Source organism: Candidatus Hydrogenedentota bacterium (assembly GCA_035416745.1).
Classification (GTDB): Bacteria; Hydrogenedentota; Hydrogenedentia; order Hydrogenedentales; family SLHB01; genus UBA2224.
In genome coordinates this window covers 179,659-202,227 of record DAOLNV010000002.1, presented here as the reverse complement: position 1 = coordinate 202,227, position 22,569 = coordinate 179,659, and the positions used below count along the sequence as shown (strand labels likewise).

Genomic DNA, 22,569 nt, shown 5'->3' with positions numbered 1-22,569 from the left:
GTATCGGGCCTCTAGCCCTCCTGTTTCTTGTGAGTCACATTTCATGGTTCTTCCCGGCCGGTCTGGTATGTCCCGCGCTGGCACGCGCCGTGGGCGCCATTGACAACACCTCTCGGTGCGCATACCATACGAAGAGGGCTGGCACAAACCTCGAACATTTCGGTGCATGCCAGAAATGCATGAGGTCTGCGGTGCCGTGGGGAGGGCAACCCGTGAGCGCAGCTGTCTATCATGCGACAGGCCGCGAACAAAGCACGCATACAGCAGCACCGTACGCCCGTAGCGAAAGCGGCCCCCTCGCGCTTCCGGAAGCACAAGAGAATAAACACGCCCATTTGCCGGTATGCCTGAATACCCACATCTGCAACGTCCTTCGCGAGGAAGAGCCCCACTTGTTGCCGCAAATCGTCATCCGGCGGCGCGTCAATCCCGACGGATGGCCCGTTCGCGGCGACGGCGGCCTGCTCGAGGAGTTGGTGTTGGCTTTGACCTTGAACGCTCTGGACGCCATCGAGGACGAAGGGCGCGTAACGTTGGAGACGAGAAACCTTCGGCTCGAAGAGGGGTGCATTACGCGGGCCACGGGTCTAACGCCGGGACCCTACGTCTTGCTCACCGTGGAAGACACCGGACGCGGGGTGGATGCAAACGCGCTGGCACGAATATTCGAGCCAGCCGGCCCATCCGAGATTTTCTCGAACCGGCCCGTTCTGGCAGGCGCAAAACGCATCGTAGACCTGCACCGGGGGCATGTTTGCGTCTTCAGCATGCCCGGAGAGGGGACGGTAGTGCGGGTGTATCTTCCCGCTGAACCGCCGCAGCAGGCTCCTACCGGCGGGCACCCCACTCGATAGGCAGGCGGACTTCGAAGCATGTGCCGCCCTCCGGCCGGTTGGAGTGGCTCACCGCCCCGCCGTGCGCCGTGATGATCCTGTGCACGATGGCGAGGCCCAGTCCTGTTCCGCCTTCTTTCAGGGTGAAGAATGGCTTGAAGACATCTTCGCCCGCCTTCAAATATATGCCCGGGCCGGTGTCGGTGACCTCGAACACGATCTTATTGCCTTCCTGCCGGACATTCAGGCACACCCCGCCGCCGCGTCCCGAAGCATCGATGCCGTTGTTGATGATGTTGGCAAGGGCCTGAGCGGCCCGTCCCACGTCGGCTTGCATTTCGGGCAGATCGGGCGCGACGCGGCTGCGCAGGTTTACGCCAAACTTCTCGGCCCGGCGCAAACAGAGCTGGACAGCCCGGCTGGCGATTTCCTCCGGCGTGCAATGGACGGGATGAACGTCGTAGGGCCGGGCAAATCCCAGAAACTGAGAAATGGCTTTTTCGAGGCTTCCCGCTTCCCGGTAAATGGTTGCTGCGGCGGAATGGCGGTCATCCTCCTCGCCCAATTTCCGCATGAGGATCTCGGCCATGGCGCTGATAACGCTGACAGGATTGCGCAGTTCGTGAACCACGCCGGCTGTGAGTTCTCCGAGCGCCGCCAATTGCCGGTTGATCTCGGCCGCCCGCTCGAATTTTCGCCGTTCCGTCATGTCCGTAAAGAGAAACACCACCCCCTGTATGACGCCGGCGATCATCAGCGGCCCCGCGGAAAGCCCGATCTCTTTATTCTCGCCGTCTTCCATATCAACAACCAGTTCCTGGCGTTCAATGGCATGCCCTGTCCTCAAGACCTGGACGAAGTAGGGCGCCATCGCGTCGAGTTTGGGAAAATCCGTCAGCGAGGCGCCCGCGGTCAACGCGCGCGGTCCCATGCCCAGATGAGCGCACGCCGCCTCGTTTGCCGCCACGATACGGCCCTTGAGATCGAGCGCCAACACTCCGCTGGCGAGAGCCTCGATAACATAGGCATCGTATTTCTCCGGCGTATCCCCGGCCCCGTTCGTCTCCGCCGCCGGCGGCTGTGTTGGCTCGTTCATTAGCGCGATGCTCCTGTGGTTTACGAATCGGACCCTATGTATCGAGCCGGGAGCGGATCTCCTGTGCGAGCCGCGCGAACTCATCCAGGGTCACTGTCTGTGGCCTCCGCTGGGGCGCGATCGATGCGGCTGCCATGGCCTCGAGAACGGCGTCGCGCGGCGCGCCGAAGTTCCCCGACTTCGTCAACGAGTTACACAACGTTTTCCGGCGTTGTCCAAACGCCGCCCGCATCAGCCTCATGAGGAAGCCGCGGTCGACATCAGGATACAGAGGGCTTTCATGCCTGCGCAAGCGCACGATGCAGCTATCGACTTTGGGCATTGGCCGGAAACAGGTATGGGAGACGCGGCGCACGATGTCAATCTCCCCGTAATAGCGCGCGGCCATCGCCAGCATGCCGTAGTCGGAAGTGTTGACCGCCGCCGTAAGCCGCAAAGCCACCTCCTCCTGCACCATTACGACCATCTGCTGCATCGGCAGGGGCGATTCCCAGAAATGAAACAGTACGGGCGTCGTGATGTAATAGGGAAGGTTGGACAGCATGTGGTAGCGCGTTCCCCCCGGCAAGAATTCGCCGGCCAGTTTGTCCACGCCATGATTTAAGACATCTCCCCGGAACAACACTACGTTTTCCACGTTTCCGAAGCGGTCATGGAGACAGGGCATGAACGAGAAATCTATCTCGATGGCCAGGACGCGCTTCGCGACCGGGTGCAGATACTGGGTCAGAGCGCCCAATCCCGCCCCTACTTCGATGACATCATCTTCCTTTGTCAGGTTCGCCGCATCGGCCATGATGCGGTTGATATTGTCGTCAACCAGCAAGTTCTGGCCCAGTTGACGCTTGAACCGGATGTTGTACTTGCTGCACAGGTCCTGCAGATGCATGTGCGGGTCTCCTCGCCCGTCCTGTTCAGGAACAGAACGGCCTGCTGGTTGCTCCTGGACTCGCGTTGACCCCTTCCCGCCGGGTTGTTAGAATCGTCTCCGACCAGAGGACACGGGCCATGGCAGAATTGTATATCGAACAACCCGGCCTTGCGCCAATCACCCTGCCGGTTGCGGGAAATACTATCCTCCTGGGCCGCGCCGAAGACAACGACGCGGTCCTGCTGGCCGACGAGGTGTCCCGTCACCATGCCAAGATCGAGTGCCGCGCCGGAAGAATCGTACTGATCGACCTCAAGAGCATGAACGGCACTTACGTCAACCGCCAGCGCATCGTGGAACGCGTCTTGTCCCATCAGGACGATATCTGGCTTGGCAGCAAATGCCATATCGTGTACCGCGACCCGGAAGGTCTGGGGTGCGTCATGGCGCCCCGAACACCGACGCAAGACTCCTCGATCATACAGGATCTGAACCTGATCCGCGCCGAGATGGATCGCATCGGCAACAGTATGACCATGATCGGCAGGCGCGGGCTTTCGGACGCCAGCACGACGCGAGTCATAGAGGTGGATACGGGCAAAGAGCTCCTCAGCATGAGCCGCGCCTACCGGCGTCTGGCCGCACTGTACGATGCGAGCAAACTCATGGCCTCGGAATTCGACCTGGACCGGCGGCTCAGCGAAATGCTCGACAAGGTTATGGAAGTCATGGAGGCCGAACGGGGCTTCGTGCTGTTGCGTGACGACCAGGCCGGCCGCCTGACCGTCAAGGTGGCGCGCCAGATGGGCCACGAGCTGCATGCCGGCTCGCCAAGCATGGGCATCGCCGAGAAAGCCGCCGACAAAGGCGAACCCGTGTTGATGGCCAGCCGAGATCAAGACGACCGGTTTGGCGGGCGGGCAAGCATCATCCAGCAAGCCATCACGAGCGCCATGTGCGCTCCGTTGAAGACCGAGGGGCGCATTATTGGGTCCATCTACCTTGACACAAGCCGCCCGGGCGCGGTCTTCAGCAACGAGGACCTCGAGCTGTTCACATCTCTTGCCGCCCAGTCCGCGATGGCCATCGAGAACGTGCGCCTCTACGAAAAAATGGTCACGACCGAAAAGAGGCGCGCGAATCTCGGCCGATTTCTGTCGCCGGCTATCGTCGAGCAGGTTATGAAACACGATACCGCCCTGCAGCTCGGCGGCGACAAACATACCGTCACCACCATGTTCTGCGACATACGCGGCTTTACTCAGATCGCCGAACGCCTCACGCCCACCGAACTCGTGATGATGCTCAATCAGCATTTCACGGCCATGACCGAAATCATTTTCACCTATGCGGGGACGCTCGACAAATTCATCGGCGATGAGATTATGGCGGTGTTCGGCGCGCCGATCGCCGCTGCCGATGACGCGGAACGCTGCGTGCGCGCGGCCATGGCCATACAAGCGAAAAACGAAGACCTCAATGCCCTTCGGGAAACCGGCGGCCAGCCAACGTTCGAAATCGGGATCGGCATCAATACCGGCGAAACCGTGGCCGGATACGTGGGTTCGCCCGACCGGATGGAATTCACCGTTGTGGGGGATTCGGTAAACGTGGCCCGGCGCTTCTGCTCGATTGCAGGCCCGGGGCAAGTCGTTGTGGGCGAAACAACGTACGAAATCATTAAGGACAAGGCCGAGGCACGGCCCACCGGGTCGGTCTTGCTCAAGGGGAAATCCGCGCCCAAGCACGGGTACGAAATCCTGCGCATGAAGTCCTGAAAGGCCGTGACCCCGGCTCTCTCTTGTTCCCGGCGCCGCTGGCCGCGAGCAATCCCCTATGGTTTGCGTGTTGCTACGTTGAGAAGTTGCTCGGCGTTGTCGCAGAAGAAGTCGAGGATGTGGTCGCGATTGATTCCCAGGCGTTCCATGGCGGACCGAATTGCCCAGACCTCTTCGTAAAGGCGAAGCGTGAACGGGGGCGTGTCGCCGTCGAAGTCTTTTGTGTGCTCTGGCGCGGTTTCGACCAGGTAGTCATTGATGACGACCGTCTTGCCCCGCTCGAGGGCGCGGCGCCCTCCGGTCGCGAACAGGATCCTGTGGGGTTCGATGGCGGCGAAAAGACTTTCTAGAATCTGCCATTCCGTGACGCCGGCCGTGGTGAAGAATAGGTTCAACACGTCCTTGAACTGGTACAGGCCCTGGGCGGCCTCGGTGAGGGTCTGATAGCTTCCCGCGGCCTCGACAACGAACTTTGCTCGCGGATACTGCATGCACAGTTGCGCGACGTGCCACGCAGCGTTCTCGTCGCTCAAGCTCACGTCCAACACGACCAGCCGCCCCAGCCGGTCGATGATTTCCATCGCCCAATCGGGCAGTGCTGCCGGCAGATCATCCGGGGAACAGGCCAGGATGCCGGCAAAGCGCTTCTGGATGAGAGCTGTCTGCAGTGTTTCCGGGCCGGACTGGCCTGGCTCGAATCCCCACAGGCCCGGCAGCTCCGCCTCGGCGCTGAGCATCCCGACATAATCGTTTGTATCCGGGCGCGCGTCTGCGGGCGCATAGTGCATGCGGAGGGGCCGGTCAAACAGCGCATGAGAAAGGGCCGCCCGGACCGGTTCCGCCGTCATTGATTCGGGGGATGGCGCCACCCGGACCCCGAAATCAAGAACGTCGGGCGGCACAAATTGCCCGAATTCCCGCGCGTACCATTCCCTGTCGTCTATTTCTGTGTTCATCGTCCGCTCCGCGAGTTGCCGGATCACCGGTCTCATCCTTCATTGAACCGCGCCCGGAAAACATGCGATAGTTTGTCAGGTGCGGAAGCTGCTCATCACGAGAGTCGCGAAACACGGAGTGCTCATAGTCAGGGGAGCCCCGTTGCACGCCTGTTTCCTTTCACTCAAAGGAGGATAGCACGATGAACTGGAATCCAGGAATCTTGATCATCGCGGGCGCAGCATGCGCCCTGCTGACATGCCAGGCATACGCGGGCGACGCTCAACTGCGGGTGGGCGTTTTCGATCAGGAGATGAGCACCGTTTACGGCGAAAAGGCCGGCCTTCCGAGCGCGGATACGAACGACATCGCGGTGACGGAAGACGGTACCGTGTGGGCGGGAACTGCCAAAGGCTTGGCCTATTTCAAAGACGGCACATGGACCCCTGTCGAGCGGTTCTCGGGCGATTCCGTCCCGCTTCTGGCTGCTGACGGCCAGAATCTCGCACTCGTCTTTCGCGGGGAGCTGTACTTCTTTGCCGTCGACGCGCCCGTTGCCGCCCTGCCCCCAACGGCAAGCGGTCCGGAAGACGTACACTGCCTCGTGTTTGCAAACGGGTTGTATGTCGGCACAAAAGACGGCCTGTACGTGTTGGCCATCAACCGCCTCGAGCCCGTCGAGGGGCTCAATAGCCTCCTGACCGGCAACCGCGCCGTGCGTGACTTTGCCCGGGGTCCCAATGGCGAACTCGCGGCCGCGGCCGACAGCGGCCTGTTCTACAGCACCGGCGGCGCGGCCTGGCAGCCCCTGTTCCCCGAAGACAGCACACGCCGCTGGGCGCCTGCCGATGTGCGGAGCGTCTTGTTCGATTCTCTGGGGCGGCTCTGGTTCGCCAGTCCCCAGGGCACTGGTTGCCTCAGCGGTGGGTGGACCCTGTACACCGGCCGCGAGGGCCTGCCTTACAACGATTTCACGTCCATGGCGGCCGGCACGGACGGCGCGGTGTACTTCGGCACGCACATCGGGGCCGTTCGCTACGACGGCAAGCACTGGGCGTACCGGCAGGGGCCGCGCTGGGTACCCGACGACGACATCCGTGCCATTGCGGTGGACAGCGAACGCCGCGCCTGGATAGCTACCGCGGGAGGCGTCGGCTGCATCTGGTACAAACCCATGACTCTGGCCGAAAAGGCGCGCTTCTACGAGGACGAGATCGACAAGTACCACCGACGGACCGAGTACGGCTATGTGCTTGAGGTGACCACATCCGAACAGGGCAAGAAGGTTGGTATTCAACAACGCGACAGCGATAACGATGGTTTGTGGACCAGTATGTATGGCGCCGGCGAGTGCTTCGCCTATGCTGCGACGGGCGATCCCGAAGCCAAGCAACGCGCAAAGGACGCATTCGAAGCCTTGCGCTTCCTGGGCGCGGTTACGCAGGGCGGGCCGCAACCCAGTCTGCCGGGTTTCGTGGCGCGCACGGTCGTTCCCGTCGACGGCGGGTGGAACCCGAACGAGACGAAGTACACGGCTGAAGGCGACCAGCGAAACCAGCGGAATGATAAGAAATGGAAGGTCATCCACCCGCGCTGGCCCACCAGCGCCGACGGAAAATGGTATTACAAGGTCGATACCAGTTCCGATGAACTCGACGGCCACTATTTCTTCTACGGCCTTTACTACGACCTCGTGGCCGATTCCGAAGAGGAAAAACTGCGCGTGCGCGACGTGGTCGTGGGAATCACGGACCATCTGGTCGAGCATGGGTTCAATCTCGTGGATTGGGACGGAACGCCGACGCGCTGGGCGGTGTACGGTCCCGAACACATCAACCACGATATCGACTGGTGGGAAGAACGCGGCCTGAATTCCCTCAGCATTCTCTCGTACCTGGTGACGGCAGAACACATCAGCGGCCAGCCCAGGTACCGCGAAGCCATTGAACACCTGGTAAACGAACACGCATACGCCGCCAATACCACCAATCCCAAAATGAGCCAAGGATGGGGAGACGGCAACCAGTCCGACGACGAAATGGCGTTCATGAGCTACTACAATCTGCTCAAATACGAGAAAGACCCGCGCCTCCGCAACTTCTATCTTCTCGGTTTCGCGCGATACTGGGCTCTCGAAGTGCCGGAGATGAACCCATTCTTCAACTTCATTTACGCGTCTCAAGCAACAGGACAGAAGTTTGCCGACGCATTTGGCGAACTCGACCTTGACCCGCGGGGCGATTGGCTGGCCGATTCGGTCGAAACCCTCATGCGTTTCCCGCTCGACCGGTTCGATTGGCGCCACATCAACAGCCACCGCATCGATATTCAGCCCCTGCTGCCGTACCTGCGAGGAGGGCACGTCGAGCGGAATGGCTATCGCGTAAATGGCAAAGTCATTCCCGTCGACGAGACGCATTTCGACCACTGGAACTACGATCCGTGGGGACTGGACAATGGAGGCAACGGCACGAGCCTCTCAGACGGCGCCGTGTTTCTCCTGCCCTACTATATGGGCCTCTACCATGGGTATATTGTGGAAACCGAATAGGCTCATTGAAACGCTGATGCGGGATGGAAGCGTGTCAGCGCTTCGCTCCGCATGAGGCCTCGACCGCCGCGTGAGTGCGCGGTCAGAAAGGATGCGATATGAGAGCTGCGGCCTGTATAGCGTTGTGCGTTGTGGCGGGCGGGACGTTTCACCTTCGCGCAGCCGAAGCGGCGACCCTGGCGGAGCCTACGGACGATGAACTGGCCAAGATCCGCGAAGCCGCTCCGGAAAAGCCCACGGTTGCGCCGAAGAGTCCGCGCAAAGTGCTGGTGTTCTCCCTCGTGCCGACGGGATATGTGCATAGCGCCATCCCCTATGGCAAGGCGGCCCTGCGGAGCATCGCCGAGAAAACCGGGGCGTTCAGCGTTGAGTTCTCGGATGATATCGCCGTCTTCGAACCCGAAAGCCTCAAGCGATTCGACGCTGTATTCTTCAACAACGCCAACAGCGAGCTGTTCCTTCCGCCCGGTTTTGAAACGCTTTCGGACGCCGACAAAGACGCCGCACGCAAACGCGATGCGGTGCTCAAGGAAAGCCTCGCGAGTTTCGTCCGAAACGGCAAAGGGGTTGTGGCGCTTCATGCGGCGCTCGCCATCTTCGCCGAATGGGAGGAATGGGGCGACATCGTCGGCGGGCGTTTCGACAACCATCCTTGGAATAAAGAGGTCACGATTCGCGTCGAAGAGCCCGGCCACCCCCTGCTTTGCGCGTTCGATGGGCCCGAGTTCAGCGTTCGTGATGAAATCTACCAAGTGACAGGCCCCTATTCGCGCAACACCCACCGCGTGTTGCTCTCGCTCGACCTCAAGAAGTCCGGCGAACCCAATGTGGCGGAGCTTCATCGCACCGACGGCGATTATGCGCTCGCCTGGATCAAGCCGTACGGCGAGGGACGCGTCTTCTACTGCGGGCTCGGCCACGAACATGACCTGTTCTGGAATCCCGCGATCTTGCGATTCCTGCTGGACGGCGTGCAGTTCGCTACCGGCGACCTCGAGGCCGATATGACCCCGAGCGCAAAACGCTAAACACGAATACGGTCCGCCTGGCTGCAAGTCTCGCGTTAGGGGCCCCTGCCCACCAAAATTACCGCGCCGGAATCAATAAAACATCGACGCAATTTCCCTTTTTGAGGCCCACGTGGCATAATATGCAGTAGTGGGAACAAGAAGAAAACCACTCTAAACAATAAAGTCACAATTGGTTGTGGTCAGGCCCCGGCAGGATACTATATTTAGTTGCCAAAACGGCCCTCATTTGTTAGACTCACTTTGTCAAGTGATTATTTTGGGGAGACGTTATGGGTTCGCCGCGGAAAATCTCTGTCGAACGCATGAGGGAAGTTGTTGGGGTCCTGTTTATTGCTTTCACGATTTTTCTTTTTCTTGCGCTGGTCAGTGATGGCTACGAAGGCAATATTCGGCGTCCCATGGATGGCATCGGCGACACGGGTCATCCTCTCGGTTGGCCTGGGGCCTGGGTTGCGTGGTTCCTGACGCTTCTGCTTGGTTACGGCGCGCACGTTATCTACTGTATCACCTGTGTGTGGGGCATCATGTTGCTGCGTCACACGCCGCTTGACCGGTTGATGTCGCGCGTGGGCGGTTTGTTCTTGCTTTCGTGTTCAATTGCCGCGCTGTTGCATATTCAGCTGACGGCTGCTGGCGAAGGCGTTGGCGGAGGCGGCACGATTGGCGCCTTTTTCGGTGACCTCACGCGTACTCATTTCGGCATGATCGGGGCCACGGTTGTGGCGCTCACCTTTTCGAGTATAGGGTTGCTGCTTTCCACGGATTTTTTATTCGTGAAAGCCCTTAACGCTCTGCGCATGACCTTCATGATGATGACGGGCATGGTAGCCCGCGGGATAGAGCTGCTTGGTCACAGCTCACGCAGCGGCTCCGCTGGCCGGAAGAACCCCGCCGAAGTCCTTCGGCGCAAAGACAAGGCATGGGGCGTGGTCGGGTCACGCGAGGAGCCGGAAGCGGAAGCCGGGGAACCCGAAATCGCGCCCGAACCCGTCGAGCGCCGCATCCGGATACGTTCGGGATTGCGGCAGGCCAACGCGGAAGACCCGCCTCCTCCAGAGACTCCGGAGCTTCCGTTTGAGGAAGTCCCCGTGCTTGGCGCCGGACCGGATTCGAGCGCTTCTTCCGAGGAACCGGCAGAGCTCACAGGCCTGCACGAAGAAGAAGAGGCGGACCCCGAATCCGGCGAGCCGGAAGAGAGCGTTCCCATGCGGCGCAGGCCTCTTCTGCCGCGGCGCAAGAAGCCTCCGCAAGACGAGCTTCCGCCCGATTATGTCTATCCTAAGCGGTACGCCAAACCCGCGCTCAGCATGTTCGATACGCCTCCGCCGCCAGTCGAGCCGGACCTGGAGGATCACCTGTATGCGACCAGTGCCCTCCTGGAAGATACGTTGAAGACCTTCGGCATCGAGGCGCAGGTCGTCGAGGTTACGCGGGGGCCTACGATTACCCGATTCGAGCTCGAACCCGCGCCGGGCATCAAAGTAAGCCGTTTTCATGCCCTTGCCGACGACATCGCCCTGGCGCTCAAGGCTTATCGCGTACGCGTGGAAGCCCCCATCCCCGGAAAGGGCAGGGTCGGCATCGAGGTGCCTAACAAGGACCGCGAAACGGTGGTGGTTCGCGAGTTGCTGGAATCTCGGGCGTTTTCGCGTTCCGACTACGTTTTGCCCCTCGCGTTGGGCAAAGGGATCGGCGGCGAGGTCCATGTGGTGGATCTGGCGGCCATGCCCCATCTGCTGGTTGCCGGAGCCACGGGCGCCGGCAAGACCGTGTGCGTAAAAACGCTCCTGGCCAGCCTCCTCGTGGAGAAGACCCCGGATGACCTGCAGTTGATGCTGATCGACCCCAAGATGGTCGAGTTGTCCATCTTTAACGATATTCCCCATCTGATCACTCCGGTAATCACCGAGGCCAAGAAGGCCGCATCGGGGCTCAACTGGCTGATCAACGAGATGGAAGAGCGTTATCGCCTGTTCGCTCACCTCCGCACACGAAACATCGAGGTATACAACGCCAGCGTCGAAAACGGCGAAATCGAGATGCCTCAGACCGAAGGGGAGTCGGGTGAGTCGATGAACATCATCCGCAAACTGCCCTATATCGTGTGCGTTATCGACGAGTTGGCCGACCTGATGATGCTGGCCCGGGCAGAGGTCGAGGACGCCATTGCCCGATTGGCCCAGCTTGCGCGGGCCGTCGGCATCCATCTCATTATAGCCACGCAACGGCCGTCGGTAGACGTCCTTACCGGGGTGATTAAAGCCAATTTCCCGGCCAGGATCTCCTTCCAGGTGTCGTCGCGGGTTGACTCGCGCTGCATTCTGGACGAGATCGGGGCCGAGCGGCTTATCGGCAAGGGCGATATGCTGTACCTCCCTCCGGGCAGGTCCAAACCCACCCGCATCCAAAGCGCGTTCGTCAGCGATGACGAAATGAACCGCCTGGTGGCGTATCTGAGAACCCAGGCTCCCCCTCAGTACCGTGAGGAAATCGAGCGGTTCGGGAAAGCCGACGATAACCTCGACGACCTGGCTGACCAGGACGATGAGCTGTTTGACGACGCCGTCCGGATCGTTCTCGAAACCGGGCAGGCTTCGATTTCGATGGTGCAAAGAAGGCTGCGCGTGGGCTATACTCGGGCAGCACGTCTGATCGACATGATGGAATTGAGGGGAATCGTGGGTCCACACATCGGCAGTAAGGCGCGGGAAATTCTCGTCAACGCGCCGCCCAAGAATGAGGTCGCATGAGCAGCAAGGTCACCTTTCCCGGCGATGAATTGCGTGAGCGGCGCGAGGCGCGGGGCTTGACTCTGACCGAGACCTACAAGCGCGTTCATATTCCTATTCGCTACATCGAAGCGCTCGAACAAAGCAATTTCGAGGAACTGCCGGAGCCCTGTTTCGTCAAGGGGTTCTTGAAGTCCTACTGCGCGTTCCTGGACTTGAATGCGGAGCGGTTCATCAACCTCTATCATGAATCCGTCGAACCCGCCCCGATACGCATTTTGCGGAACACGGCCAAGGAGCCCATGGCAGCGCAGAATTGGCGAACCGAATTGCTCACATGGGCCGCCATTTGCGCAATTCTCGCCGTGGGATGGTTTACGTACCAGATCGTGGTGCGGCCCGACGCCGGCGCTTCCAAGGAGCGCGTAGAGGCGGGCACCCCCGATGTGAACGAGCGGCCTCTCCCTCAAGGCAACCCCTTCGAACCCGAAGCGGGCCGGGACTCCGGTCTCTAAAACCTGCTTCCACCCCGTGCCTGAGCATCCAACAGCGCGCGTGTTTCGCCGCGTGTGATTTGTTAGAATGAGAGCATTGTATTTGCCAGAACACCGAAACGTTGGAACGGTCCGTCTTGATCCAATGAACGCACCCATGACAGAACACACACCCAACGGGAGGGCGGCAACCAAACCCGGCGGTCCATTGCTCAACTTGCCCAACCAGCTTACCCTGCTGCGTCTTGTCATGACCCCGGTGCTGCTGGTCCTCTTGTCCATAGACCGCCTTGAGTGTTACGCGGCCGGCTACGTCATCTTTATTGCCGCCACCATCACCGACTACTACGATGGGAGAATCGCGCGCGCCCGCAATCTCATCACGAATTTTGGAAAGCTCATGGATCCGCTTGCCGACAAGATTCTCATCTGCACCGTGTTTGTCATGATGGTCGGGATGCCCGAGCTCGCTGTTCCACGCTGGACCGTCGTTGTCATCATTGCGAGGGAGTTCCTGGTGACAGGGGTGCGGTCGCTGGCTGCCAGCGAGGGCGTCATAATCGCCGCAAACAAGTACGGGAAAACCAAGGCCGTGCTTCAGATGGTTTACGTACATGTGTTTCTTGGGCTTCTCATCATCCAGAATCTGGTCGCGTTGTGGCTACCCGCATTAACCACGGAATATGCGTGGGTATTGCTTGAAGCATCCTTCTGGGCCATTATCGGTGTGGCCATTTACACGGTGTATTCGGGTGTCCGGTACGCGCAATTGAACTGGCGCGTCCTGGGATTAGGGAGTTGAGATGGATAGCACCGCACAATCAACGTTTGTTGTCGATCTTGCCGCGTACGCACAGAACCTGCGCGTCGTGCGCGACATGATTCCCAAAGAATGCGCCATCATGGCTGTCGTGAAGGGTAATGGCTACGGGCACGGCTCCGTGGCCATCGCTCAGCGGGCTGTACAGGCGGGCGTTGCCATGCTCGGCGTCGCAACCGTCGAAGAAGCCATTATATTGCGTTCGGCCAGCATCACCGCGCCGATCACGGTTCTCGTACAACCGCCCCAGGAGGCGTTCCTGGAAGCGATCGAGCACAACCTGCGCCTGGTTCTGTCGGACGTCGATGCCGCGGAACGGCTGGGCGAGCTGGCGCGAAAACGCAACCGGGTCATTCCGGTCCATTGCAAGGTCGATACCGGCATGGGGCGCGAAGGCCTGGATCCGGACAACGTCATTTCAGCCATGAGGCACATCACCCGTGTGTCTCATGTCGACATCGAAGGGGTGGCAACTCATTTTTCAAGCTCGGAGGACATCGACGACCCCGCGACAGCAAACCAGATCCGTATTTTCAAACAAATCCTCAAGCAAATCGAGAAAGAGGGCATTCCCTACGAAGTGGCGCACGCCGCCAATAGCGGCGCTATCGTCGGCCATCCCACCAGTTCCTTCGGCATGGTGCGTCCTGGGCTCATGACCTATGGCGTTTGGCCTACCGATACGCCCCCGGAACGAATGCCGCTGCGCCCCGTCGGCCGGTGGGAATCCAAGATAGTACTCATTAAAGAACTCCCCTCGGGATGGAGTATCGGGTACGGGCGGACTTTCACGACCCAGCGCCCCACGCGCACGGCGCTCATTCCCGTAGGATACGCCGACGGCTACAAGGCTCAGTTCGGAAACAACGGCGATGTGCTCATACGCGGACGCCGCTGCCCCGTGCGCGGGCGCGTTTCCATGGACCAAATCGTCGTTGATGTAACCGAGGTGCCCGGCGTCACCGTCGGGGATACGGCAGTGCTTATCGGTTCGGACGGCGCCGAAACTGTCACCGTCGCCGAACTTGCAGCACGCGCCAGAACCGTTGGACAGGACATCCTGTCCTGCATCGGGCCGAGAGTCCATCGCGTCTATGTGAACTGACGGCATCGCCAAAAGGGATGCGCCGCGCCTGAGATGACCAGCCTCTACTACATAGATGGGTATAACGTCGTTCACCACTGCCGCCGCCTGAAAGCATTGGCGAAAAGCGATTTTGAGGCCGCGCGTGAAACGCTCATCGACCGCGTGGCCCGATTCTGCACCGACGCCGGGAAGGCCGCCAAGATCATCTTTGACGGACGCGGACGCCGCCCTGACCTCGTCTCGCCCTTTCTCTCGGGACCCCGCCTCGAGGTTATCTACTCTCCCGCTCGACAAACCGCCGATGCGCTGATCGAGCGTGAAGTCTACGAGGCCGGGGACCGTTCCTCGATAGTCGTGGTAACCAGCGACCGCGGCATCCGCGACCTGTGCGCCGGTCTCGGCGCTATCACCATGCATCCCGACCATTTCCTGCGCGCCATCGAGGAAAGCCTTCAACAGGCCCGCGACAGCCTTCACAGGGCACAACACAAACCGGGACGCGCCACCCGCATGGAAGACCATCTCGACGCTGCCACGCGCGAGAACCTCGACGCGCTGCGCCGCGAATTGGAACAGCGGGACGTTTAGAGTCTGGCGGCCGCCAACTCTTCCAGTTCGGCCTCGATGCTCTGGGTCACCGGGAACCGGAACCCCGTTTTGGGGTCCAGGTCAAGGTCCAACACTTTCAGCGTGACCGGCAACTGCTCGCGTTTCCATTGACTTTGAACGAACAGTTTTCCGAAGCGGGCGGTCCACGTCCGGAGCTGCTCGGCATCGTGGTCCTGATGCCGGGACACGAGGATGCGCCAGCAATCGGGCAGGCTCATCCGCCGCCGCGCGAACAGAAACAGCAAATCATCCAGAACCACGTAGGGCATAAGGTCGTCTTCGTCGGTTTGATTGGGGGCCAACTCAGCACTTGGCGGTATTGCGAGCACCTGCCCGAGAGCGGCTATCTTGTCGCGCGCGGCAATTCGTTCGAGGAGCGCGGAAACAATGGTTTTGGGGACATTCGCTATGGGCGAGTACCCTCCCTGATTGTCCCCCCCGGTGGTGGTGTATCCGACGGCGGCCTCGCTCAAGTTCGAGGTTACCAGCAACAAGCCCCGCTCATTGTTAGCCCAATTGAGCATCATGCTTCCGCGAATGCGGGCCTGGAGGTTCTGTCTTGCCAGCGGCGTAACCTTGTCTGCACCGCCCGCTAATTCAACCGCCTTCTTGAAGGCAATCCGGGCTTCGTCACTGATGTCCGATACCGTAAACGGCACGCCGAGCTCTTCGGCCAGAGCGCGCGCCGCCGACTGCGTGGCGTCGCTGCTGAATTCTTTGTTGGGGAGATACGCCGCTCGCACGCGGCGGGCATATTCTCCCGCGGCCCCGCCCGCCCGCAGCGCTTTCGCGGCATTCACGGCAAGCAGCAGGCAGAGAGCACTGTCCCTGCCGCCCGAAAGCGCCACCAGAAACGTGTCGAACGCGCCCACCTTCTCGAAGTAGTCCCGCAGCCCGAGCACGAGCGCATCAAACAATTGATCCAGAAAAGCATCGGCGCCTACGCTCATTTCAGAGCCGCTCGCCAGGAACAGATTCCCAGGCAGTTGCGCCGCATACTCCCTGACATCCGCCTGCGTGTAGGCGCCCTGAGAGATGTCGACGAACAACGGACCACAAGAGTGCTGAGATTCTTCGGCGTTGTGCCGCCAGGTCGAATTCTCAGCTCGGACACGCCCTACATCGTCCAAATTGACCACGCCCGCGGCGAGGGTCCAGTAGTCTTTTGAAAGCACCGGCCCTTCGGCAACGAGCCCATCGGGCGTAGCGACCAGACCTCCTCCGTCAAACACCAACCGGCTGCTATCGCACCCGAGCAGATTGGCATACGCGTAGACGCACGCAAGACTGCCCGCCGCGCCAAGCACCAGCCGTTTCCGCTGTTCGTTCTTGAGCGGCGTGAACGGCGAGGCACTCCCGTTGCAGATGATCTCCGCCCCCGCCCGCACACGCTCGCCCGCGGGCTGGTTGCTTGACCACAGATCTTCGCAGATTTCGGCGCTTACGCATCCAAAGGGGAGTTTGAACACGAGATCGCCCGCCGGCACACCATGTATTTCCGTAACGCCCTGGCGCCATGCGGTCCAGTTGCGTCCTTCGTAGAAGATGCTGTACGTCGGCAGATACTTCTTCAAGATAACTCCGCGCACCGCCCCATCGTGCACCAGCGCGGCACCATTGTACATCATCGCTCCCATGCACACGGGAAGACCAGCGAAGAATGCTATGCCTTTGGCGTCCGCGGCAAGGTCCTCGAGTGTTTGCCAACTGCGGCGGGCGATGTCAGGCCAAAACACCCGGTCCTCCAGGCTGTATCCCGAGAGAGCCAATTCCGGCGTCACAAGCAGATGCACGCGCTGAGCGCGCGCCGCCTGAATCACTTCGCGTAATCGCGCGGCGTTCCCCGTGAAGTCGCCCACCTTCACTGAGACCGAGGCCACTCCGATCTTGACCAATCGCATAGCTCTACTTCGCCCCTTGGTTCTGCACTGATGACCGTATCCTCTTATTCTAACCCTTTGGCCGCCGTGGAACGCCCATACCGCTCAGGCAAGATCCGGATTCTCCAGGAGTTCGGCTTTACCCCTTCCGACCGATTCCGACAGCATGACTCGGTAAATCTCGGGGTTGCGCAACCGCTTGAACTCGTCCGGAAGCGACGCGATACCCCGTTGAGCCCTTTCCCGGATGTCCGCCAACGGGGGTTGAGCAATTTTGCGTTCGCCCCGTTCAACATAAGTCTCAAAAAGGTCTTCGCCGCGTGCGGCATGCAGAATCCGAGCGCGAATGTGCGGATCGCTCCGCCGGCGGCCTTCGATATCACCCGTTCTCGAGATCGGTTCGCCGTTGGTATACAAGACGTCTCCCACGGGATGGCCTTGACTGTCAAAGAAACGGACCGGATGCTTCCGGCCGGGGTCGGTTGCCTTGTCGATGTTGGAGGATATCTTGATGCGCGGCCGCCACGTCTCGCCATCGGCGACGGCCACCAGTTTGTATACCCCGCTCAAGGCCGGACAGTCCCCCGACGTGATCAGATGCGTGCCGACGCCCCAGGCGTTGATCTTCGCGCCTTGCCGTTTCAGGTCCGCTATCAAATCTTCATCGAGATCGTTGGATGCAACGATAAGCGGGTTGGTGAATCCCGATTCCGTCATCATGCCGTGCGCGAGTTTGCTCAACTTGGCCAAATCGCCCGAGTCCAGACGGATTGCGGGGCGCGTCTTGTGCCCGTTCGCGTGCAGTTCCTTGAAGGCCGTGATCGCATTGGGCACGCCGCTCCGCAGAGTGTCGTACGTATCGACCAGCAACACGCACCGGTCGGGATAGTTCCGCGCGAACGCCCGGAACGCCTCCAACTCGCTTGGAAAACTCATCACCCAACTGTGAGCATGCGTACCGGATACGGGGATGTCATAGATCTTCCCGGCGAGGACGTTCGAGGTCGAGGCACATCCTCCGACGTAAGCCGCGCGGGAACCGCTGAGACCGCCGTCCGGACCATGCGCACGGCGCAAACCAAATTCCATTACGGGCTCGCCTTCGGCCGCCAGGCAGATCCGCGCGGCTTTGGTCGCGATAAGCGTCTGATAGTTCAACGTGTTCAAGAGCGCCGTTTCCACCAGTTGCGCTTCGAGAATCCGTCCTTCCACCTGGACAATCGGCTCGTAGGGGAAAACCAGTGAGCCTTCCGGCGCCGCGCGGACGGTCAGACTCGGGCTGAACCCCCGCAGATAGCCGAGAAACGCCTCGTCGAACAAGCCCAGCGTATCCAGGTACGCGATATCTTCGTCGCTGAAACGGAGGTTCTCCAAATACTGTAGAAACGGGCCCAGTCCCGCGGCGACCGCGAACCCCGCGTTCGGAGGAAGGCGCCGGAAAAAGTACTCGAAGCATACGCGCTGGTCAGCACGGCGCTCTTTCCAGAAGCCGGCGACCATCGTCAGCTCATAGAGGTCGGTCAGAAGCGCCAACCCTTCGCGTTGGCACCACGGTTTCGCAGGCATTACTTCACGTCCTCCGCGCGGACTAGCACGGCCCCGGTCTGGCGCATTTCAGCAAGGGCCTCGGCCGCGGTACCCCGGGGGATATCGATGCCGCGGCAGGCATCTTCCACCAGGACCACCTCGAATCCCTCCCGTATGGCGTCCAGAACGGTGTACTTAACGCAGTAGTCCGTTGCCAGGCCGCCCACAAATACCCGTGCGACCCCGCGCTCGTTAAGGCGCTCCTTCAACTCGGTGCCGTGGAAACCGCTATATGCTTCTTCGTCTGGCTCGGTTGCCGTGTTGATGACAATCGCGTGACTGGGCAGTTTCAAATCTTTATGGAACTCGGCGCCGGGAGTGTCGGCCACGCAATGCGGCGGCCAGCTCTTGTCCTCGAATCTCGGTTCGTCGTCAAAGCTGCAATGATTAACGGGATGCCAGTCTCGCGTGAACACCACGCACCCGAATTTCGGTATCAACCGGTTCAAGACCGGCACGACAGCATCCCCATCTTCTACCGCCAGCGCCCCCCCACGGCAGAAATCCTTCTGGATATCCACCACGATCAGTGCATCCGTCGCCTGTACTCGGATAACTTCCTCCATAAAACGGCCCTCATTTCTTCGACTGCGCCAGACCATCCGCACCCTATGATTTAAGCACACCTTCAATGCACAAAGAAAGCACGCCATCAATTCGCCGTCCCTGACCCAAGGTTTTGCCAGGCAAAGCCGCGCGGTCCGTTGCGCTTGTTGCACCCCCGGCGGCTTCTCTCCTTTACTTGCGCTCGCCGCGTGCTCTAAATTAGGAGTATGCACCTCGAATGAAAGGAGATATTCATGAAGCCCCCACTCGGAATCGGCGTGCTGAGTTTTGCCCACGGCCATGTGGGCATGTACGCGGATGTCATGAAAGACTTTCCGGATGTGCGGCTGATTTCGGCGTACGACGACAATGCCGAGCGCGCGCGGCCCATCTGCGCGCGTACGGGCATGCAATACGAGAGCACCGTCGACGGGGTGCTGGCGGATGCGCGGGTCCAGGCGGTCATGATCGGAAGCGAAACCAGCCGCCACGCCGAACTCTGCATCGCCGCCGCCGCGGCCGGCAAGCATATCCTCCTTCAGAAACCCATGGCCATGACGCTCGACGAATGCGACCGTATGAACGATGCCGCGGCCGCCAGCAACATCATCCTCGCAATGGCATGGCAGATGCGCCACGACCCCGCCAACATCAAAATGCGTGAACTGGTGCGGACCGGCGCGCTGGGAAGCATCGGCGTGGTCCGGCGCCGACACTGCATTCCCGTGTTATTCAGCGAAGCATTCATCAACGGCCCTACGAATTGGCATATTCGCGCCGAAACCAACATCGGCATGTTCGCTGATGACGCTGCCCATCCCATCGACTGGCTGTGCTGGACCTTCGGCAAGCCCGTCAGCGTCATGGCTGAAATCGACAACGTTCTGACCTCCGTCGCCCCCGACGACAACGGCATTGCCCTTTTCCGGCTGGAAAACGGCGCGATGGCCGCGATATTCAACAGCTCGACGGTAGACGCCGGCGAATGCACCACGGAAATCTACGGAGACAAGGGCATGCTCATCCAGAATTACGGCGATGGGCCCTCGTGCAGCGTTCCTGGATGTCCTGATGGGCATGCGCTGAAACTGTTCCGCTACGATACGCGCGCGTGGCAGACGTTCGATATCCCAAAACCGGCAAGCCAGGGAGACCGGATCGCCGCGGTGCCGCGCCCATGGGTCGACAACCTGCTGAACGGTACGCCGCCGGCCGCCACGGGCAAGGACGGCCGTATCGCCCTCGAATTGGTGCTGGCGGCCTATGAGTCGGCCAAGGAGGGGCGGCGGATCGCCCTTACCCCTTAATCCAGAAGGCCGGAAACGCGGTCGAACAGAATCCTGGCAACGTCTTCCTTGCTGACGAGGTCAAGGTCCTCGACGTTTCCATCGGCATCTATCAGGCTTCCACGCAGCGTATCCGTGCCAAAACCCGAATCTGCCATGTCGACCCTGTTTGCCACTATCAGGTCGAGCTTCTTCTTCTTCAGCTTGGTCTTCGCGTTCTTGATCAGGTCGTCGGTCTCTGCCGCGAAACCTACAACAACCTGACCGTCCCGTTTTACGGCGCTGACCTGGCTGATGACATCGGGATTCTCCACCAGGTCGACCTGGACCCCTAGGCCGCTGCGTTTGTGTTTCGTAGTGGCGGGACTCTCGACGCGGTAGTCGCCAACAGCCGCGGCCCCTACGAAGACGTCGGCGTCCTGCGCCAGGCTCAGGGCCACTTCCGCCATGCTGCTTGCCGTCTCCGCGACGATCACTTCGGCGCCCTCGGGAGGGGGCACATCCATATGCCCGGCGATGACGGTAACGCGGGCCCCGCGCTTCATGGCTTCCATTGCCAACGCGCGGCCCATCTTGCCCGAAGACCGATTCGCGATAAAACGCACCGGGTCTATGGGTTCCCGGGTTCCTCCGGCGGTGAGCACGACGAACAAACCCGCCAGGTCCTTCGTCTCGTGCAACGCGATCTCGACCGCCTCGAGAATTCGTGACACTTCGAGCATGCGGCCGATTCCAACCGCGCCGCACGCCAGCTTGCCCGTCCCCGGCCCCACAAACCTGCAGCCCCGCGATTTTAGTATCTTGATGTTCTCCTGTGTGGCCGGATGATTGTACATATTGGTGTTCATGGCAGGCGCAAAAACGATCGGCGCTCTCGTAGCCAGCAGCGTCGTGCTGAGCCAATCGTCGGCGATGCCGCGCGCGGCCTTGGCAATAATGTTGGCTGTTGCGGGAGCAATCAGAAACAGGTTGGCGCGCTGGGCCACGGCGATGTGCTCGATCTCCGGGTTTGCGAACGGTTCGAACATCCCCGTGATGACCCTGCGGCCCGTCAACGCCTCGAACGTCGCGGGACCCACCAGGCGCTGCGCGGAGGCCGTCAACACCGGCGTCACCGTATACCCGTTCTCGACCAGCCGGGACGCGATATCGCAGGCTTTGTACGCGGCGATCGACCCCGTAACACCCAGGACGATCTCTTTAGTCGAAGTAGCCCTCTTCATCTGTACTGGCCTCGCCCACCGCCACTTTGCCTTCCAGGATTTCCTCGAGGGCCACGACCGTGGGTTTCTTTGAGCGCACCGGCACCAGTGGGCGCGCATCGGGTTTCGAGAGTTGAGCCGCCCGGCGCGCCGCGGCAAGCACCAATCGATACAGACTGTCGGTCTTTCCCGCAAAATCTTCCGGGGAGTACATTCTTGCCATCTCTGCCACATCCTCCTCTTCGCCTGCCCGCCGCCGTTCATCACTGCGGGCAGCCTCTCTGCTTACACCTTCGCCCTGGACGCCTCGCCGCCGTCTTCCAGACGGCACTCGAAGCGTTCTGCGCGACACCGCCGGGCCCGAATTATCGCCTGAAAATCGGCCACGGCCGTATCCAGGTCATCGTTGACGATGACGAAATCGTATTCTTTGTATCGCGCCATCTCCCCACGGGCGTTCTTTACCCGCAGGGCGATGACTTCCGCCGTATCCGTGCCGCGTTGCCTGAGACGCCGCTCCAACTCTTCGAGCGACGGCGGCATAATGAACACGGACACTATCGCACACCCGAGAGCGCGCAGACTTGCCGCCCCCTGCACGTCGACCTCGAGCACCGCATCCTGTCCCGATGCCGCCAGGCGGTCCATTTCGGAGCGCAATGTTCCGTAAAGGTTGCCATGTACCTCGGCCCATTCCAGGAACTCGCCGCCATCCACGCGCCTCATGAACTCCGCATGCGACAAGAAGTAATAATCGCAGCCGTCGGTCTCCCCTTTACGGGGAGACCGCGTTGTGGCGGATACCGAAACCAGAATAGCCGGATCCGCGAGCCGTGCCCGGCTGAGAATGATGCTCTTCCCCGCTCCCGAGGGCGAGGACAGCACAAACACATCGCCTTTCTTCGCCGCACCCATCATCTATTCGACGTTTTGAACCTGCTCGCGAATCTTCTCCAACTCGCTCTTCATGTCAAGGACGTACTTCGCCACCTCGCAGTCCCGTGTCTTAACGCCCAGCGTATTCACTTCGCGCTGGATTTCCTGCGAGAGAAAATCCAGACGCCGTCCGACGGGCTCGTCGGACTCCAACAGCTCCTCCATATGCGCCAAATGGGTCTTGAGACGCACCGTCTCTTCGGTCACGTCGCCTTTATCGGCCAGAAGCGCCACCTCGATGGCGATACGCTCCTCCGTGATTGAAACATCCGATGCCAATTCCTGTATTCGAGCGCG

Annotated in this window: 20 protein-coding genes; 10 read left to right on the top strand and 10 right to left on the bottom strand. The window is 60.6% G+C overall.

Going from position 1 to position 22,569, the window contains the following annotated elements:
- Positions 1 to 212: 212 nt before the first annotated feature.
- Positions 213 to 854: an ATP-binding protein gene (locus PLJ71_01870; protein ID HQM47401.1), complete on the top strand. Its 642-nt coding sequence runs from the start codon at positions 213 to 215 to the stop codon at positions 852 to 854.
- Here the strand turns inward: PLJ71_01870 and PLJ71_01865 are convergent.
- Complete coding sequence (locus PLJ71_01865) at positions 829 to 1,929, bottom strand: ATP-binding protein (GenBank protein HQM47400.1); 1,101 nt, start codon at positions 1,927 to 1,929, stop codon at positions 829 to 831. The two genes, PLJ71_01870 and PLJ71_01865, sit on opposite strands and share 26 nt — an antisense overlap.
- 34 nt (positions 1,930 to 1,963) lie before the next feature.
- Positions 1,964 to 2,818: a 16S rRNA (adenine(1518)-N(6)/adenine(1519)-N(6))-dimethyltransferase RsmA gene (gene rsmA / locus PLJ71_01860; protein ID HQM47399.1), complete on the bottom strand. Its 855-nt coding sequence runs from the start codon at positions 2,816 to 2,818 to the stop codon at positions 1,964 to 1,966.
- 119 nt (positions 2,819 to 2,937) lie between these two features.
- Here rsmA and PLJ71_01855 point away from each other — a divergent pair, with 119 nt between their 5' ends.
- Positions 2,938 to 4,578 (top strand): adenylate/guanylate cyclase domain-containing protein, encoded by a 1,641-nt coding sequence (locus PLJ71_01855; GenBank protein ID HQM47398.1) that lies wholly within the window; start codon positions 2,938 to 2,940, stop codon positions 4,576 to 4,578.
- Between the two features lie 56 nt (positions 4,579 to 4,634).
- Here the strand turns inward: PLJ71_01855 and PLJ71_01850 are convergent, their stop codons facing one another.
- A complete protein-coding gene (locus PLJ71_01850; protein HQM47397.1) occupies positions 4,635 to 5,534 on the bottom strand; it encodes a hypothetical protein in 900 nt (299 codons plus the stop codon).
- 182 nt (positions 5,535 to 5,716) lie between these two features.
- On the opposite strand from PLJ71_01850, the gene PLJ71_01845 reads away from it, so the two are divergent.
- From PLJ71_01845 to PLJ71_01815, 7 genes are all read left to right on the top strand, one after another.
- Positions 5,717 to 8,065 (top strand): hypothetical protein, encoded by a 2,349-nt coding sequence (locus PLJ71_01845; GenBank protein HQM47396.1) that lies wholly within the window; start codon positions 5,717 to 5,719, stop codon positions 8,063 to 8,065.
- A 98-nt stretch (positions 8,066 to 8,163) separates the two neighbouring features.
- The gene (locus PLJ71_01840; GenBank protein ID HQM47395.1) at positions 8,164 to 9,093 is read left to right on the top strand and encodes a ThuA domain-containing protein; all 930 of its coding nucleotides are present in this window, start codon (positions 8,164 to 8,166) and stop codon (positions 9,091 to 9,093) included.
- A 272-nt stretch (positions 9,094 to 9,365) separates the two neighbouring features.
- A complete protein-coding gene (locus PLJ71_01835) occupies positions 9,366 to 11,846 on the top strand; it encodes a DNA translocase FtsK 4TM domain-containing protein (protein ID HQM47394.1) in 2,481 nt (826 codons plus the stop codon).
- Positions 11,843 to 12,340, top strand: a complete 498-nt coding sequence (locus tag PLJ71_01830) for a helix-turn-helix transcriptional regulator (GenBank protein ID HQM47393.1) — start codon at positions 11,843 to 11,845, stop codon at positions 12,338 to 12,340. The genes PLJ71_01835 and PLJ71_01830 overlap by 4 nt, the downstream gene beginning before the upstream one ends.
- Before the next feature lie 136 nt (positions 12,341 to 12,476).
- The gene (gene pgsA, locus PLJ71_01825; protein ID HQM47392.1) at positions 12,477 to 13,121 is read left to right on the top strand and encodes a CDP-diacylglycerol--glycerol-3-phosphate 3-phosphatidyltransferase; all 645 of its coding nucleotides are present in this window, start codon (positions 12,477 to 12,479) and stop codon (positions 13,119 to 13,121) included.
- Position 13,122: 1 nt separating this feature from the next.
- A complete protein-coding gene (gene alr / locus PLJ71_01820) occupies positions 13,123 to 14,244 on the top strand; it encodes an alanine racemase (GenBank protein ID HQM47391.1) in 1,122 nt (373 codons plus the stop codon).
- A 33-nt stretch (positions 14,245 to 14,277) separates the two neighbouring features.
- On the top strand, positions 14,278 to 14,814 hold the full coding sequence (locus PLJ71_01815; protein ID HQM47390.1) for an NYN domain-containing protein: 537 nt from the start codon (positions 14,278 to 14,280) through the stop codon (positions 14,812 to 14,814).
- On the opposite strand, the gene nadE is transcribed toward PLJ71_01815, so the two are convergent.
- The 3 genes from nadE to PLJ71_01800 all read right to left on the bottom strand — a co-directional run bounded on the left by nadE (position 14,811) and on the right by PLJ71_01800 (position 18,868).
- Complete coding sequence (gene nadE, locus PLJ71_01810; GenBank protein ID HQM47389.1) at positions 14,811 to 16,736, bottom strand: NAD(+) synthase; 1,926 nt, start codon at positions 16,734 to 16,736, stop codon at positions 14,811 to 14,813. The two genes, PLJ71_01815 and nadE, sit on opposite strands and share 4 nt — an antisense overlap.
- Positions 16,737 to 16,820: 84 nt before the next feature.
- Positions 16,821 to 18,281, bottom strand: coding sequence for a nicotinate phosphoribosyltransferase (locus PLJ71_01805; GenBank protein HQM47388.1), 1,461 nt, complete (start codon positions 18,279 to 18,281; stop codon positions 16,821 to 16,823).
- Positions 18,281 to 18,868 (bottom strand): nicotinamidase, encoded by a 588-nt coding sequence (locus PLJ71_01800; protein ID HQM47387.1) that lies wholly within the window; start codon positions 18,866 to 18,868, stop codon positions 18,281 to 18,283. Before PLJ71_01800 ends, PLJ71_01805 begins: the two co-directional genes overlap by 1 nt.
- Positions 18,869 to 19,102: 234 nt before the next feature.
- Between PLJ71_01800 and PLJ71_01795 the strand changes: the two genes are divergently transcribed.
- Entirely contained in the window at positions 19,103 to 20,155 is a 1,053-nt protein-coding gene (locus tag PLJ71_01795) for a Gfo/Idh/MocA family oxidoreductase (protein ID HQM47386.1), read from the top strand.
- Here the strand turns inward: PLJ71_01795 and coaBC are convergent.
- The 4 genes from coaBC to PLJ71_01775 form a co-directional block, all read right to left on the bottom strand.
- Positions 20,152 to 21,357 (bottom strand): bifunctional phosphopantothenoylcysteine decarboxylase/phosphopantothenate--cysteine ligase CoaBC, encoded by a 1,206-nt coding sequence (gene coaBC / locus PLJ71_01790; GenBank protein HQM47385.1) that lies wholly within the window; start codon positions 21,355 to 21,357, stop codon positions 20,152 to 20,154. The two genes, PLJ71_01795 and coaBC, sit on opposite strands and share 4 nt — an antisense overlap.
- Positions 21,335 to 21,559 (bottom strand): DNA-directed RNA polymerase subunit omega, encoded by a 225-nt coding sequence (gene rpoZ, locus PLJ71_01785; GenBank protein HQM47384.1) that lies wholly within the window; start codon positions 21,557 to 21,559, stop codon positions 21,335 to 21,337. Before rpoZ ends, coaBC begins: the two co-directional genes overlap by 23 nt.
- A 62-nt stretch (positions 21,560 to 21,621) precedes the next feature.
- Positions 21,622 to 22,251, bottom strand: coding sequence for a guanylate kinase (gene gmk / locus PLJ71_01780; GenBank protein ID HQM47383.1), 630 nt, complete (start codon positions 22,249 to 22,251; stop codon positions 21,622 to 21,624).
- A 3-nt stretch (positions 22,252 to 22,254) separates the two neighbouring features.
- Positions 22,255 to 22,569 (bottom strand): DUF1732 domain-containing protein (locus PLJ71_01775; GenBank protein ID HQM47382.1); only part of this gene is annotated, 315 nt, incomplete at its 5' end.